Raw genomic sequence first — 16,003 nt, 5'->3', positions numbered from 1 at the left:
ATGCCATACATTTTTTTTGGCATGAAGTTTCGCTGCATAAAGAATATTTACAGATATGCCGAAAAAATACATCTACTGGGTTTTATTCCTTTTATTACCAATAGCGGCAATCGTAGCCTATTCATTCCATATTGGATATGTAATACCCCAAAAAGATAAACATGCAGACTGGCCGGAATATCCAAATCATTCAAATAGAAACTTGGTTATTATTGAGGATAAAAAAGAAATCATAAACTTCACCACCATTCCGAAAAGTGATTTACTGTTGATTTACTACAAGAATCCTGATTCTACAAATAACACTTACGGCGTAATGAGTAGAAATGGTAAGCTAATTATTGATCTTGGCTATTATACAACGGTTTACATTGATGAAATCCACAACCGTTTAATTGCACAAAGTTTTGGCAGCAATGATTCGTCTAAATTTACAGTTTATGATGCCAGAACATTTAAACCTCTTACAGCTCATTACAAGAATGTAAAAATAGAGCAAAGTTTTGATGCTTATTTAAAGACAGAGCGTGGCATTGAAAAAGTTGATAGCGATGGTTACAAGCAAACCGTAATTACATTAAAATCTGGAGAAACCGAGGCCCTTTTTAAAGAAAAGTATATTAAAAAGAACGCAAATCTGGCTTCTTTATTAAAGGGGTTGAAAGAGCTTTACCCTTTTGATGATGATCAGCAAGATGGCTACAGAAATGCAGGTTACGTAAAAATAGATCAAAACGGAGTAATTTATAAATTCGAGTATTTCGATAAGGAAAAAGAAAGTATAGAAATATTATGCAAAAACTTTTTCGATGATGTATTTAGGGATGAAAAAAGTAAGCCAAGTTTAGCCAATCATATCTCGACTCCCGATAGTAGCATTGTCGTAGCCAATAATTTTGATTCTGATTTTGGGCTCTACAATCGGGGAACGGCCGGAAGTGGTGGTGGCAGTGGTCCGCTATGGGATCCAAAGTTTGAGCTGATTTACCTCGATTACTACCAACTAAGATTGCATAACTTAACTACATTTTTTAAACAAGATGGAAGAAAAAGTAGTGTAGCCGTATACGGCATCGAACTAAACGAACCTAAAAGTGATAACGATACTTTAGTTTTCTTAACGGAAAGCCGTCTTTATTATTTGTATCGAATTCAAAAAGGAAATTAACAGAATATTAATGCTCGCCTTGCAACCTAATATATTTTCATTTGTTTTGCCAATTAAACCTGATTGAAATGAAAATCCTTTTTGCTGTATTCTGAGTGCAGCGAAGGACAGCCAAAAAGATTGTAATGCAAAGCAGGACTAACATTGATTGAAAAACAGAACCCTGATTTTCCAATTCAAAAATCAAAGGAAGCCTCATCTTAAAATCATCCCATCCTAAAAAATCCAATTCAAAAATAAAGGAAACCTGATCTTAAAATTCTTCAATCCCAAAAAATCCTGATCTTAAAATCCTTCAATCCTAAAAATCTTGGTCAAAAATAAAGGGAAACAGAACCCAGTTCTGCCTCCCTACCTTAAACTAAACATTACCTAAAAATAATGTTAATCCTTTACTAGATTATAATTTAAAACCTGTTCTTAAGAATAAGTTTGCAATAGTTACTACGCTTGCAGTATCCAAAGGCTCATCGAAACATTCTACAGCAGCTGCTTTAGTAACGCCTGAGTTTCCATTAATACCTGTTATGGTAATATTTGCCTGTACATCTAAGTTCTCACCTGCATAAACTGCATCAACTTGTGGCACACCTGTATCATTAGCAATACCACCTGCACCAAGACTAACCCATGGTTTAATTGAAGCACCATTTGCAGCCAACATTTGACGAATGTGTGAAGCATGACGAGCTTCTACCGAATGAATTTGTAAAGCTGTAGTTAATACGGCATTTCCTTTTAAAACAGTTGCTTGTCCTTTGTAAGCTCTTACGCCTGTATCTTCAAAACCTAATGCAACTTTTAAGAAAGTTAAATAGTTCGAATAAACATCACCGAAAGTTCCACCTGCAGTAAAATCTGTCATTGCATAAGTAATCTCCGATCTTGCAGAAGTACCTAAAGCACCTTTTAACAAGTTAACGTGTGCCAATTCGTGATCGCGAATGGTAGTAATTGCTGCTAATGGCGCACCTGTTGGAATGGTCAAGGTTGGTGCAGCTACTAATGCATGGTTATAATAATGGTATTCTAAATATTCTAACGATAAGGCAAAGTTTAATGTTGCAACTACGGCTGTTGGCAATGTTTGACCATAAGCTTTGTTAAACATAGAACCCAATGCTAATGGAGCTGCAGCTAAAGCGATTTTTTTACCCATTGAGTAAAAATCTTTCATAGCTGATCTTCTCGGACTTAATCTTTCATAGATTTCGCCATCAACTTTTTCAATTTCTTCTAATATATTTACGATATTCATGATTTCAGGAGATTAAGATTAAAGATTAATTACGTTAATTTTTGTTTTGATGTATTTACCTGCAATAGCCAAAACTTTATCTGGTGTTAATGCACCATCTAAACCATTCGCATTACTTGCACCTAAAGCAGTTAAGCTATTTAAATCTGCAAATGTTCCGTTAGAGATAATATCTCTGATATATGCTGCGTGACGAGCCTCTACAGAAACAATTTTACCTGCTAAAACTAAATAAGCATCAGTTTTAATACGAACACCAGCACCGTTATAAGCAGCAACACCTAAATCTTCGAAAGCCATTGCAGCGCCTAAAACACTAGTTGCACTTGTAAAATCTATTGAAGAAAAATCTACCTCTAAACTTCCAATTGCTGCAGTACTTAAAGCGTTTTTGAAAAACTCTCTGTGTGCAACCTCATGAAACTGAATATCTTGAAAATAAGCTTTTTGAGCTGTTGTAAATGCTGCTGGCGGAGCCGCTGCAACTTTTACATAAAATGCTGCTTCTAATTGTTCTAAAGCGTAAGCGTAATTTAATACTCCAAAATCGTCTTTAAAATCTAAAGTAGCTCCTGCGTTCATATCAGGATAACCACGATCTTTTTTACAACCAGCCGCAACTAATGCCATACCCGCTGCGCTTACACCAGCATACTGTAGAAAAGACCTGCGGCCTAAACTACCATTGAATAAACTTTCTTCCTGAAGTTCATCTTTGATTTTTAGTTCATTGTTTTTCATATTTTCTTTACGTTTAAGTTTTTTTTTACTGGGTTTTGCTGATATATACGTGACAATTCTCTGGTCGGTTTTTTGGTTTTTGATTTTTTTTTACAACCTGTTTTTAATACATTCACAAACCTATTGCTATGACTATACTAAAAGCTATTATTGTTGATGATGAGGAGTTTGCCCGATCATCTCTTTTTTTTCTACTACAGCAAAACTGTCCGGAAGTAGAAATTACAGGGATTGCCCGCTCTGTTGCCGAGGCAAAGGATATTTTGGCCAACCACCCTATCAATCTAATCTTCCTTGATATTGCCATGCCTGGTGGAAATGGCTTCGAGTTGATTGCCGATGCGCAACAACACAATGCAGCCGTTATTTTTACAACAGCTTACGATCAGTATGCATTAAAAGCAATAAAGGCAAATGCTTTAGATTATCTTTTAAAACCAATAGATATTGATGAATTGAAAATTGCCGTTAATAAGGTTTTAGAATATACACGGCTACATCAAACACTTGATAAAACAGATGAGCGCATTACAAATCTTGCTTCGAGTTTAGGAAATCGATCGGAAATAAGAAAGCTAACCTTGCCTTACGGCCAAGGATTTAAAATGATTGATGTTGATGATATAATTTACATTGAGGCCGATAGCAATTATTCTGTTTTTCATTTAAGTAATCACGATAAAATAACCGTTTCGAAGGTGTTAAGAGAATTCGAAGAGCTTTTACCTTCCGATCAGTTTGTTAGAATACACAAATCAAGTATCATTAATCTAAATCATTTAAAAGAATATAACTCTAAAAATGGTTTACAAGCTTTGCTTAAAAATGGCGATAACATTAATGTATCGAGAAGAAGGGCCAGCGATTTTTATGAAAAAATAAAACTTTTTACAAAATCTAAAAGTGAGCATTAGCAAAATCATAAAGCTTATATTTTCGGTTTTAAACCGACTTATTTATGCAAAAAAATCATTTGCATGTTCACTGCTTTTGCTTTTTATATTTGCTTTTCTAAGCCTAAAATCATTCTCTCAAACCACTTACCTTCCACATTATACGTCTAAAAATGGCTTGGCAAGTAATAATTGTTACTACATTCTTCAAGATAGAAAGGGTTTTATTTGGATAGCAACGGATGCTGGATTAAGTCGTTTCGACGGAACTAATTTCCAAAATTTCACAATAGAGGATGGTTTACCCGACACGCAAATTCTTCATATGCGGGAAGACAAAGAAGGCAAGCTTTGGTTTTTAGCACTTAATGGTCAACTCAGTTATTTAAAAGATGGTAAGTTTTACAATCAGGATAATAATAAGCTACTCAAACAACTTAATTCCAACACCGTTATTGTATCCTTTTTAGAGGATAAGAAAGGAAGAATATGGTTAGGTACAAACTCTAATTTAATTGTGCTTTGGGATGGGAAATCAGTTAAAAGATTTGTTTCCCCACATGTAAACGAGCAATTTACAAATGCATTTCTTCATGAAGACGAAAAGGGAAACATTTACGCCTACAGTGATTTAAGCACACAAAAATTTGATGGTAATCGTTTTGAATTAACAGATAATAAAGTTAGTCCAATTTCATATATGACTGCTTTTAATGCGCCAAATCGCTCCTTATATTATTTAGATGAGGCAGGCTTAAAGCAATTTCAAAACGGGGTGGTTAAACCGCTCTTCCCTATTCCTGATAATTTGCTAAACAATATGGCAGGTTATTTTTATTACGATGATAAAGATCAGGAAGTGTGGCTTGCAAGCAACAATGGTGCTTTAGTGATGAACAAAAGTGGCAAAACCGTGATGTATCTGCAAGGCGTTTCGGTTAATCAATCGATAAAAGATAACAGCAACAATATGTGGTTTGCTACAAATCAGGGTATTTATATGCTTCCAAATATAAATTCCCGTTTATCAATTATCGATGCAGAATCGGGTTTAAGCAGCAATGTAATTAAAAGCATTACTAAGGATAACAAAAACAGACTTTGGTTGGGTACAGACGATGCCGTAATAGACATCCTAAACATTAAAAATTTCCAGATTGATGAAGTTGGGTTGGATGATTACAAAAAATACAAAACCATTAAGCAAATCACGTACGATCATAAAAACCAATCTATTTACTTTGCTTCAGATTATGGTTTAGGAGTTTTTAAAAATATTTATCAAACTAAAGATGATGTTAAATACTTAAAAGAAACGAATAACTCGATGTTTGTAATCAAACATTTTAGCTTAAGCGAGTATAATAATCGCCTGGCTTTAGCACTTTCATCGGGCGTGGTTTTTCTTTCAGATCGGTTTAACCGACTAGAATTTAACTCATTGAAATATAAGGAGAAAGAAGACTTTTTCAAAGACCGCTCCTATCATGTTTTTTATGATAAAGATGGAGATTTATGGTTTTCTAATATCGATGGCCTTTCCGAATTTTCTAATGGCAAACTTATTCAGCACTTTAGAAACAATATTTTATTAACCAAAAGGATAAACGACATTCAACAATTGCCAGATGGAACCTTAATACTGGCAACCGATGGTTATGGTTTATTATTTTATCGGGATAACAAAATCATTAAGCAAGTAACACAAAAAAATGGTTTAACAAATGATATCTGTACCCGATTATTTATTAAGAACAATGAAATCTGGGTGTTAACCAATAAAGGGGTAAACAAAGTTTCGGATTATGCAGGCAAAGCTGAAGTCATCAATTTCGATTACGGTAAAGATTTACTTACCGAAGATGTAAACAACCTTTATATTGATGATAGTACTGCTTATTTCGCCACAAATAAAGGCCTAATTCTTTTTAAATACAATAACAAAAACACGGTTAAAACTTTACCTAAAGTCTACATCACATCTATAATAAAAGATAAAGAACGATTACCCATAAATAAAAATAATTTTACTTTCGAAAGCGGTAGCAACACCATCGTTTTTACTTTTGGAGCGGTAGATTTTACAACCAGCGACATTACTTTCCGCTATAGGTTAAGTGAAAATGCCAACTGGGTAGAAACGCGAACAAGGCGACTTGATTTTTCGGCGCTTCAACCTGGCGATTATATTTTCGAAGTTAGCGCTAAAAGCCAGAATAACGAATGGGGTCCATCAGCAAAAATATCTTTTTCCATTAAAAAACAATTTTGGCAAAGCTTATGGTTCCTTACCATTTTAATTTTACTGGTTGGATATGTATTTTACAAGTTAGCGGTTTATATTACACGCAGACAAAAAGATAAAGAACAGGAACAGCTTCTACTCAAAAATAAAATCTTAATGCTCGAACAACAAGCTTTACAAGCAATGATGAACCCTCACTTTGTTTTTAATGTTATGAATTCGATTCAGCATTACATCAATACACAAAATACGGCCTCGGCTAATAAGGTTTTAACTGGTTTTGCAAGGCTGATTAGAAAGAATTTAGAAATCTGTACAAAAAGTTACATTTCTATTGAAGAAGAATTAGAATACTTAAACCTTTATCTTAAGCTCGAAAAAAATCGTTTCGGCGATAAATTACAATATGTTATTCACGTAGATGAAGATATTGATAAAGACGATACTCTAATTCCTTCGATGCTTTTACAGCCTTATGTAGAAAATGCAATATGGCACGGCATAATGCCCAAAGAAACTGGTGGCGAAATTCAAATTAATATCAAGCTGAAAAATGATGATTACTTAAACATCGAAATTATAGATGATGGTGTAGGCATTGAGAACTCTTTAAAGGCTAAAAAAGATGCACATATTAGTAAAGGCATGCAGTTAACCCGCGAACGTTTAAATCTTTTAGGTCAGATTGAAGCAAAACCTATACACTTAGATGTACACCAAAATGCCGAAAATGGTACAACCGTATTCATTTCTATACCACTTAAATAGAAATATTACCGTTTACTCAATTATTAATACCACTCACTAAATAGAAATAACGTTGCATTAAGTTTAGCCTTAAACTTGTGTTAGAAATAAACGATAGTGTTTATCAAAACGTTCTTATAGAATTGATATAGATATTTAATAACCTAACCTAAAACTATATCTTAATTCAGGTTTCATTTGTGTGTTAAAAGCGGTCTTGTTTTTTAAAAAGCGAGACCGCTTTTTTTTGCCCAAAAATTTTATTTTTGTATATGCCTCAAAACAAAATCACCAGCCACATTGAAGCCCTCATTTTTTCTTCTGTTCAAAGTATTAGTGTGCAGGAAATTATCTTGGCATTAAATGCTGTTTTTGGAGAAGAACACATCGAAAGCCAAATTTTCGACAGTTTAGATTTGATAAAGGAAAAATATAATCATGATGATTTTGCTGTAGAATTGGTACACTTAAACAATGGTTATCAGTTTTTAACTAAAAAAATCTACCACGAAACAGTTAACCAGCTGCAATTACACCGCTCTAAAAAGAAATTAAGTCAGGCGGCGATGGAAACATTAGCTATAATTGCTTACCGACAACCCATAACAAAATTAGAAATAGAGCAGATAAGGGGTGTAAATTCTGATTACTCGGTACAGCGCCTTTTAGAAAAAGAATTAATAAGTATCGAGGGTAAAGCTGAAACTCCAGGAAGGCCTATTTTATATACTACGAGTAGCTTATTTATGGATTATTTTGCATTGAATAACCTTTCACAATTACCACAATTAAAAGATATTTCCAGAGCGGAAAATACAATCGGAGAAACTGCAGAATAAATTAATTTTAATTTGTTTACAACCAGCTTGTTATTAAAAAAAGTTTTTTCGTATTTTTAAACTATAAAAGCAATTTTTATTTTTGTTGTATGAAAACTCCAAAGAAATCCCCGACAAAACCAACTACAAAGAAAGAGGTAGAAGATAATGACGATTTTGAAGATGATGCAGATATTACGCCTGCGAAAAAATCAAAAGATGAAGATGAAGACGACTTTGATATGCCGTTAGATGACCTGGATAACTTCGACAATTTTGATGACGACGATGACGATTATTAATTTTTAAAAAACTATATATTTGAAAAAGCATCCGCCCGCTTGGTAGGATGCTTTTTAATTTTAAAACTCCCCATGCAAGTTATACAAGTAAGCAATAATTCTCTAAAAAACGATTTTCTCAAAACACCAAAAATCCTTTATAAGGAAGATAAAAACTGGATTTGCCCTTTAAATTCAGAAATCGAAAATGTTTTTGATCCTAAAAAAAATAACTTCTTTAACCATGGAAAATGTACTCGCTGGGTTTTAAAAGACGATTCTGGTAAATTAATTGGTCGGGTAGCTGCTTTTATAAATGAAAAAAAGGCATTTAATTACGAGCAACCTACTGGCGGAATGGGTTTTTTTGAATGTATTGATGATGAGAAGGCCGCCTTTCTTTTATTTGATACTGCTAAAACCTGGTTAATCGAAAATGGCATGAAAGCTATGGATGGGCCGATCAACTTTGGCGAGAACGACTCTTTTTGGGGATTATTAGTTGAAGGTTTTACGCCTCCATCATTCGGTATGAATTATAATTTTCCTTACTACGAGAAATTTTTCGATGCTTATGGTTTTACAAAAGAATACGAACAATTAACCAACCATATTAATTTAACAATTCCATTTCCAGAGCGCTTTACAAAAATTGCTAATTGGGTTAGAAACAAACCTGGATATACTTTCGAATACTTCACTAAAAGTAATTCTGAAAAGTACATTGCAGATTTAATGGAAATCTACAATGATGGCTGGCAGGATTTCGAAAACTTTGTTCCCATTAAAAAAGAAACTTTAGAAGAAAGTTTTAAAAGCATGGAGCCTATAATGGATGAACACTTAATTCAGTTTGCTTACTTTAACGGCGAACCAGCATCATTTGTGGTACTTATTCCTGACGCCAACCAAATGATTAAAGGTTTTGATGGAAAGCTAGGATTGATCGAAAAACTGAAATTTGCCTACCGTCGCTGGGTTGGTGTTACCCGTATGCGTGCCATTGTAATGGGTACTAAACCCAAGTTTCAAAAACATGGCTTAGAATCTGTTCTATTTATCAGGTTGGGTGAATATGTGTTACCTAAAAATCAATATAAGGAATTAGAATTAAGCTGGGTTGGCGATTTTAATGAGCAAATGATTTCTATCCATAAAGCAACTGGTGCAACATTTGGTAAAAAGCATTTAACCATGCGTAAGGTTTTTTAAGTATATAAAAGCGTATAAATTCTGGGTCTATACGCTTTTATATTTTGGAAGATTTATAAGCAGTACACTTCCCAAAATAATAGCTAAGCCAATAATCTTCGTAACCCCGATAACTTCGTTGGTAAAGCTTAAACTAAGTAAAACAGCTACTACAGGATTTACATAAGCGTAAGTACTAACTTGTGTTGCAGGCCGCATTTTTAACAACCATACATAAGCGCTAAACGCAGCTATGGAACCAAAAACAATCAAATAGGTTATCGATAACCAGGCATCCAAAGAAATACTGCTCCAATCTAAAAATTTAAATTCTGATTTTATAAAAGTTCCTGGTAAAAAAGCCAGGCTTGCCATAAGCATTTGCCAGCCTGTATTTACAGAAACCGAACTTTCTGTTGTTGGATTATACTTCGAATAAAGAGAACCTCCAGCCCACGCGATTGGCCCTACAACCAGTAAAACCATTCCAATAATCTGTAAGCTACTTTGCGGCTTATCTAACGCCTGTAAAAGCTGATCGCCAAACAAAACAATAACGCCAAAAAAACCGATTAAAATACCAGAAACAATATATTTATTACTAAGGTTTTCTTTCCACTTCGGTTTATCTAAAATTATAAACCATATAGCGGCAGAAGCAACCATTATGGCTACCAAACCACTGGGAATAAACTGTTCTACCCAGATAACTATGCCATTTCCAATGCCCAACATTAAAATACCGCTAACCGCAGCAATTTTTATGGTTTTGCGATTAAATATCTGCTCTCCTTTTAACTTACACCATGCCAGCATCAAAATACCTGCCACTGAAAAGCGAAAGATACCAAGAATAAAGGGCGGAAAGCCCGCAAGTGCCTTTTGTATAAAGAAATATGTTGAACCCCAAACCAGATAAACTATGGCAAAAGCTAAATATACCAGAACTGGTGAAGATGATTTATTTAAATTAGTCATGATTTATTTTTCAGGAATTATCAATTGTTGCTGTTCCTTAACGGTTTCCAGTACTATAGTTGTCTTAACAGATAAGATATTTGGAACTTTGCTAAAAGAATCGCGTAGCAAAGCCATCAGCGAAGCCGAATCTGCCGTTCTTACTTTCACTAAAAAGCAATCATCACCCGCTATAACATGCACTTCCTGTACATCAGGGATTTTAGCCAGTTCTCTCGCTGTATCATTACAACTGAAACTTTGAGATGATTTCATCGAGATAAAAGCCAATAATTTCAAATCGACTGCAACCGGATTTACCTTGGCATAATAACCTGTAATTACCTTTTTCTTTTCCAGCTTCTTCACCCGTTCCAAAACAGCCGAGGGAACAAGCTCTAAGGACTTGGCCAAATCAACGTTTGAAATTCGGGCATTGGCTTGCATTAGCCTAAGAATTGCTAAATCAATATGATCTAAAATAAAGCTCTCTTCATTTATCATTCTGTAAATCTATAAATATTTCGAATAAAATTCAAAATAAAAATATAAGACAGAATTATATTCAGTAAAAACTCTAATTGAAAGATAAACAGAAAATATTAGATCCCTAGTTTATCATAGAGATCAATAACCTTTTTACGTAGTTTATTGATCTCTTCTTCTTTTTCAGATAATGATTGTTTTAGAGCGGTTAGCTCTTCGGAAGAATTTGACGCTTCGAAACTTTCTCCTAATAATTGTGCAGCAGAAACTTTAAATTCCTTGGCAATTTGCAGCAATCGGGAAATATTTAAATCGGTTTGGTTCGTTTCTATTTTACAAAATGCTGGAGTTGAAATATTAAGTTTCTTCGCCGCTTCTGCCTGACTCAGGCCAAGGGCAACCCTACTCTGTTTAATATGCTCTCCAACACTTTTCATTCAATATTAGCGAGTTAATGAATTAGCCAGCTCAGGTAAATCGAAACCAGCATAATTACCCGAACTCATCATTAAAAGATTGGTATCCTTGTAATTTTGGCTTAATAAATATGCTTTCAATTTCGCTGCATTATTAAAAAATTTCAAATGTGGATTCGAAAAAGCTTCCTGAACATCACCTTCACTAAAAGGTTCCATTCTTTTCTGTTCAAAAGATTTCAGGTCGATAAAAACTATTGCGTCGTCCCCTTTATCCATCGAACCTGCATATTCTTTTAAGAAATCTTTGTTTAGACTACTGAATGTGTGCAACTCGATGCAGGCTATCAATTTTCGGTCGGTAAACTGACTTTTTACAGCTTCAATGGTTGCCTTTAATTTCGATGGTGAATGGGCAAAATCTTTGTAAACATTTGTCGATTCATCAGCAGAAATAACTTCAAGACGTTTTGCTGCTCCAGTAAAAGAAGAAATTGCTTCGTTAAATTCAGCTTCACTAATATTCAACTGCGCACAAACCAACTTGGCTGCGTTCATATTCATTAAATTATGATCGCCAAATACTTTTAGTGCTGTTTTTTCTGGTAGCAAAAAGGTAACACCATTTACAATTTCATGTTCTGGAATAGCATAACCAATTTTCTGAACCTTCGCATTAGAATGCGTTACAATTTCATTTAAATCAGCATCCGCTTTACAATAAATTAAAGTACCGTTTTCTTCGATGGTATCGATAAACTTATCAAATTGTAAAGTATAATCTGCATAAGTTGGAAAAACATTAATATGATCCCATGCGATACCGCTAATTACGGCTACATTGGCTTTATAAAGATGAAATTTTGGCCTTCTATCAATTGGCGATGATAAATACTCATCACCCTCAATAATCATAACTGGCGCTTCTTTAGTTACTTTAACCATAGTTTCGAAGCCAGCTAATTGGGCACCAACCAAATAATCAAAATCACGATTATAATGGTTCAAAACATGTAAAATCATGCTGGTAATCGTTGTTTTACCATGGCTACCACCAATTACTACACGCAGTTTATCTTTACTTTGTTCGTAAATATATTCGGGGTATGAGTAGATTTTAACGCCTATTTCCTGAGCTTTTAATAATTCAGGGTTATCAATTCTGGCGTGCATGCCTAAAATTACGGCATCTAAATCGGCAGAAATTCTATTTTCATCCCAACCCATTTCAGCTGGCAACAAACCATACTTATCTAGCCTCGATTTTGCGGGCTCGAAAATCACATCATCTGAACCTGAAATTTGATAACCTTTTTTATGAAGCGCAATGGCAAGGTTGTGCATGGCACTTCCGCCGATTGCAATAAAATGTATACGCATATCTATTTTTCGATAAAAGAATAATGAGCAGATTTTTCTCTTGCGTCATTATCTTTGTTCTTTACTTTCTATTTCTTCTCGAACTGAGCAGCAACCCAATCGCCATTTTGTTTGTGATCAATGTATTTTATGCCATACTTAGCACACTCAGCCGTAATCATGCTTAAATCTGGATCTAAATAAAAGCCACTAAAGAAAATTTTCCCTTCTGCTTTCAAAACCTCTGCGTATCTACCAATCTGATCTAAAAGAATGTTTCTATTAATATTTGCTAAAATAATATCGTACTCCTCATTTGGGATCACTTCTTTACTACCACAAAGTGCTTCCAGGTTTTCAACATTGTTTAACGCCGCATTTTCTAGCGTACTTTCATAACAGATATCATCATAATCGATTGCCATTAAAGTTTTAGCACCTAATTTAGCCGCTAAAATTGCTAAAATTCCTGTGCCACAACCCATATCAAGAATATCTTTATCCTTTACATCGGCAGCAAGAATATACTGCATCACCATGGTTGTAGTTTGATGATGACCAGTACCAAAAGCCATTTTCGGGTCTATAACAATCTCGTAAGGATAAGATGGTTGCGGTTCATGGAAGGTTGCCCTTACATAACAAACATCATCAATAATTAACGGATTGAAATTTTTCTCCCATTCAGCATTCCAGTTTTCGTCGGCAACATCCTCTAAAATATATTCTGCCGTGAAATCTTCTGCATAATTAGCGAGCAGGCCTATCAGGTCCTGCTCGTTAAAATTTTCTTTTATTACGAAAGCGGTAAACCCATTTTCGCTGTCTTCAAATGTATCAAAACCAGTATCAGCTAAATCACTGATCAGCAAATCTTGTTGGTATTCTTCAATACTTTTGAATTTAAAAATTGCTTTTATGTATTGCATTTAGCTATTTAATGCTTTAATAATATCTGTAAAATCACGTGATTTTAATGATGCACCACCGATTAAGCCGCCATCAATATCTTTTTGAGCGAATAAACTTGCAGCGTTGCCAGGGTTACAGCTACCACCATATAAAATTGTAGTATCATCCGCTATATTGAAACCATAATTTGCTTCAATTTCAGAACGAATAAATGCATGAATATCTTGTGCCTGCTCCGGCGATGCAGTTAAGCCTGTTCCGATTGCCCAAACTGGCTCGTAAGCAATAACTACTTTTTTGAAATCCGCTTCAGTTAAGCTAAAAAGACCTTCAACTAATTGTTTCTTTAAAACTTCATAATAACTTCCGTTATTACGCTCATCCAAAGTTTCACCAATACAAAAAATTGGTTTTAAATCGTGTGCTAAAGCTGTTTTGGTTTTTGCAGCCAATAATTCATCGCTTTCTGCCTGATACTGCCTGCGTTCTGAGTGACCTAAAATTACATATTCTACTCCAACAGATTTAACCATTTTCGCAGAAACCTCACCTGTATAAGCACCGTTTTCTTTATCGTGAATGTTTTGAGCACCGATAGCAACATCAGAACCACCGAGTTTAGCCAAACTATTTAAATGAATAAATGGAGCACAAATTATAGCCAATTGATCGCCTTTGCGTTCATCCTTAACCATATTTACAATTTCACTGAATAACGAAACACCTTCGTTATAATCCAAATTCATTTTCCAGTTACCTGCTACTATTTGTTTTCTCATTATATTTTAGTTTTGATTTTTTAAAGATCACATTTATATTAAAAATTTCTATGAGCTGCTGTCAACTCATAAACCTTAGTTAAAATTTCCTTTTCCGTATCGTTAAAGATTACGTTTTTCCGTCCAAAAACTTTTTCTGTAGTTTCGAACATCTTATCCAGTTTATAGTTTTCGAAACCATCGGCACCGCCCCAACTGAAATCAGCAATGTGATTTGGGGGTAAACCTCCTCCAAAAATATTTGCGCTAACGCCAACAATTGTACCTGTATTAAACATGGTATTTATGCCAGATTTAGCATGATCAGCCATAATTAAACCGCAAAACTGCAAATTGGTGTTGCGCATTTTTTTATTTTCATAATCATAAAGTTTCACTTCAGCATAATTATTTTTTAAGTTCGAATTATTGGTATCTGCACCAATATTACACCATTCACCTAATACAGAATTACCTAAGTATCCATCGTGCCCTTTAGCCGAGTTACCCCAAATTACTGAATTATTAATTTCGCCACCCGCACGGCTATTTGGCCCTATAGTAGTACCTGAATATATTTTTGCACCCATTTTAATAGATGAGTTTTCGCAAAGCGCAAAAGATCCTCTAATCAAACTTCCTTCCCAAATCTCGGCATTTTTACCTACATAAATAGGTCCATAACCACTATTTAAAACACTACACTCTGCTTTTGCACCTTCTTCAAAAAAGATATCATCGCCCAATAATTGATTGGTAATACTTATTTTAGCAGAAGTACGCCCTCTAGTTAAAAGCTCAAAGTCCTTTCTAATTTCTGCAGGGTTATTTGTGAAAATATTCTCAGGATATGTAATCCTTACAAAATCTCTGGTGTATTGAATCTCTTTATTAAATGTCACCGCTTTAAAATCAGCAGGATCATTATGATGTGCAATAAGAATATCGCCCTTAATCAGTACTTCACCATCTTTCAATTGGCTTATCGTATCAACTAAAGCCTGATCAGGACAAATTGAGCCGTTAATAAAAAGACTAGGGTTTTTCTTGGCTGGGTACTTTACCGAAAGATAGTCTTGAGTTTGGAAACCAAAATCGGCATTTAGATGTTTTGCCCACTTCTCAGCTATTGTTAAAATACCTATGCGTAAATCGGCTACAGGCCTGGTAAAAGTAAGCGGACGTAATGTTTCCCAACTGGAATCATCAAAAAGATTGATTGTCATAAGCAGCAAAAATAAAAAAAGTCCCGATGCTTTTGGCAAAGGGACTTCAAAAAATGCTTTTTGTTGCTAAAATTATTTCTTAGCGTAACGGTTTTTGAATTTATCGATACGTCCTGCAGTATCAACCAATTTCATTTTACCTGTATAAAAAGGGTGAGACATGTGAGAAATCTCTAATTTGTATAGAGGATACTCGTTACCATCTTCCCATTTAATTGTTTCTTTAGTATCTACGCAAGATTTTGTTAAGAAAGCATATTCGTTAGACATATCTTTAAAAACAACTGGTCTGTAGCTTGATGGGTGCAAATCTTTTTTCATTTGAATATTATTTTAAGTTATCTATGTGAAAGCATCAAGAACATTTAGTTGCAATTTGCTGGCAACAACGCTTATGACATTTTCTATTTGTCTTTTCTACCTCTATTTTAGAGGATGCAAATATCCTAATTTTATTTTTGATTTACAATAGCAAAACCAAAATTTAAATAACAAGTTTTTATCAAATCTATTTAGGTACAAATATTTAAAATCTATATTTATAATT

16 protein-coding genes are annotated in these 16,003 nt (G+C 34.3%); 6 read left to right on the top strand and 10 right to left on the bottom strand.

All coding sequences use genetic code 11. From position 1 onward, the window contains the following. The first annotated feature begins 55 nt into the window (after positions 1–55). Positions 56–1,168, top strand: coding sequence for a hypothetical protein (locus ABD692_RS17980; protein WP_344769184.1), 1,113 nt, complete (start codon positions 56–58; stop codon positions 1,166–1,168). A 400-nt stretch (positions 1,169–1,568) separates the two neighbouring features. On the opposite strand, the gene ABD692_RS17975 is transcribed toward ABD692_RS17980, so the two are convergent. Together ABD692_RS17975 and ABD692_RS17970 are read right to left on the bottom strand one after the other, a co-directional pair. Continuing rightward, positions 1,569–2,426 carry a ferritin-like domain-containing protein gene (locus ABD692_RS17975; protein WP_316761427.1) on the bottom strand — a complete coding sequence of 286 codons (858 nt, stop codon included), beginning with the start codon at positions 2,424–2,426 and terminating at the stop codon, positions 1,569–1,571. Positions 2,427–2,444: 18 nt separating this feature from the next. Further along, positions 2,445–3,167 (bottom strand): ferritin-like domain-containing protein, encoded by a 723-nt coding sequence (locus ABD692_RS17970; RefSeq protein WP_344769181.1) that lies wholly within the window; start codon positions 3,165–3,167, stop codon positions 2,445–2,447. Positions 3,168–3,295: 128 nt separating this feature from the next. Here ABD692_RS17970 and ABD692_RS17965 point away from each other — a divergent pair, with 128 nt between their 5' ends. The 5 genes from ABD692_RS17965 to ABD692_RS17945 all read left to right on the top strand — a co-directional run bounded on the left by ABD692_RS17965 (position 3,296) and on the right by ABD692_RS17945 (position 9,363). Further along, positions 3,296–4,081 carry a LytR/AlgR family response regulator transcription factor gene (locus ABD692_RS17965; protein WP_316761421.1) on the top strand — a complete coding sequence of 262 codons (786 nt, stop codon included), beginning with the start codon at positions 3,296–3,298 and terminating at the stop codon, positions 4,079–4,081. Continuing rightward, positions 4,071–7,073 (top strand): sensor histidine kinase, encoded by a 3,003-nt coding sequence (locus ABD692_RS17960; RefSeq protein ID WP_344769179.1) that lies wholly within the window; start codon positions 4,071–4,073, stop codon positions 7,071–7,073. Before ABD692_RS17965 ends, ABD692_RS17960 begins: the two co-directional genes overlap by 11 nt. A 251-nt stretch (positions 7,074–7,324) precedes the next feature. Beyond that, positions 7,325–7,891, top strand: a complete 567-nt coding sequence (gene scpB / locus ABD692_RS17955; protein ID WP_316761415.1) for an SMC-Scp complex subunit ScpB — start codon at positions 7,325–7,327, stop codon at positions 7,889–7,891. Positions 7,892–7,980: 89 nt separating this feature from the next. Continuing rightward, positions 7,981–8,172: a hypothetical protein gene (locus ABD692_RS17950; protein ID WP_316761412.1), complete on the top strand. Its 192-nt coding sequence runs from the start codon at positions 7,981–7,983 to the stop codon at positions 8,170–8,172. Positions 8,173–8,244: 72 nt separating this feature from the next. Beyond that, positions 8,245–9,363, top strand: a complete 1,119-nt coding sequence (locus ABD692_RS17945; protein ID WP_344769177.1) for a GNAT family N-acetyltransferase — start codon at positions 8,245–8,247, stop codon at positions 9,361–9,363. Positions 9,364–9,390: 27 nt separating this feature from the next. On the opposite strand, the gene ABD692_RS17940 is transcribed toward ABD692_RS17945, so the two are convergent. The 8 genes from ABD692_RS17940 to ABD692_RS17905 form a co-directional block, all read right to left on the bottom strand. Then, positions 9,391–10,320 (bottom strand): EamA family transporter, encoded by a 930-nt coding sequence (locus ABD692_RS17940; protein WP_344769175.1) that lies wholly within the window; start codon positions 10,318–10,320, stop codon positions 9,391–9,393. A 3-nt stretch (positions 10,321–10,323) separates the two neighbouring features. Then, on the bottom strand, positions 10,324–10,803 hold the full coding sequence (locus tag ABD692_RS17935; protein ID WP_344769173.1) for an Lrp/AsnC family transcriptional regulator: 480 nt from the start codon (positions 10,801–10,803) through the stop codon (positions 10,324–10,326). 98 nt (positions 10,804–10,901) lie between these two features. Further along, on the bottom strand, positions 10,902–11,222 hold the full coding sequence (locus ABD692_RS17930) for a helix-turn-helix domain-containing protein (protein WP_344769171.1): 321 nt from the start codon (positions 11,220–11,222) through the stop codon (positions 10,902–10,904). Between the two features lie 6 nt (positions 11,223–11,228). Then, positions 11,229–12,581: a UDP-N-acetylmuramate--L-alanine ligase gene (locus ABD692_RS17925; RefSeq protein WP_344769169.1), complete on the bottom strand. Its 1,353-nt coding sequence runs from the start codon at positions 12,579–12,581 to the stop codon at positions 11,229–11,231. Between the two features lie 68 nt (positions 12,582–12,649). After that, positions 12,650–13,489: a 50S ribosomal protein L11 methyltransferase gene (prmA, locus tag ABD692_RS17920; protein WP_344769167.1), complete on the bottom strand. Its 840-nt coding sequence runs from the start codon at positions 13,487–13,489 to the stop codon at positions 12,650–12,652. After that, positions 13,490–14,251 (bottom strand): triose-phosphate isomerase, encoded by a 762-nt coding sequence (gene tpiA / locus ABD692_RS17915; protein ID WP_344769165.1) that lies wholly within the window; start codon positions 14,249–14,251, stop codon positions 13,490–13,492. 38 nt (positions 14,252–14,289) lie between these two features. Further along, on the bottom strand, positions 14,290–15,456 hold the full coding sequence (locus ABD692_RS17910; RefSeq protein ID WP_344769163.1) for a putative sugar nucleotidyl transferase: 1,167 nt from the start codon (positions 15,454–15,456) through the stop codon (positions 14,290–14,292). A 72-nt stretch (positions 15,457–15,528) separates the two neighbouring features. Then, positions 15,529–15,777, bottom strand: coding sequence for a type B 50S ribosomal protein L31 (locus ABD692_RS17905; protein ID WP_056090378.1), 249 nt, complete (start codon positions 15,775–15,777; stop codon positions 15,529–15,531). Positions 15,778–16,003: the final 226 nt, after the last annotated feature.

Source organism: Pedobacter ginsengiterrae, assembly GCF_039537385.1.
GTDB lineage: Bacteria > Bacteroidota > Bacteroidia > Sphingobacteriales > Sphingobacteriaceae > Pedobacter > Pedobacter ginsengiterrae.
The sequence above is the reverse complement of the archived record's forward strand: the minus strand, read 5'-3'. Positions and strand labels throughout refer to the sequence as shown.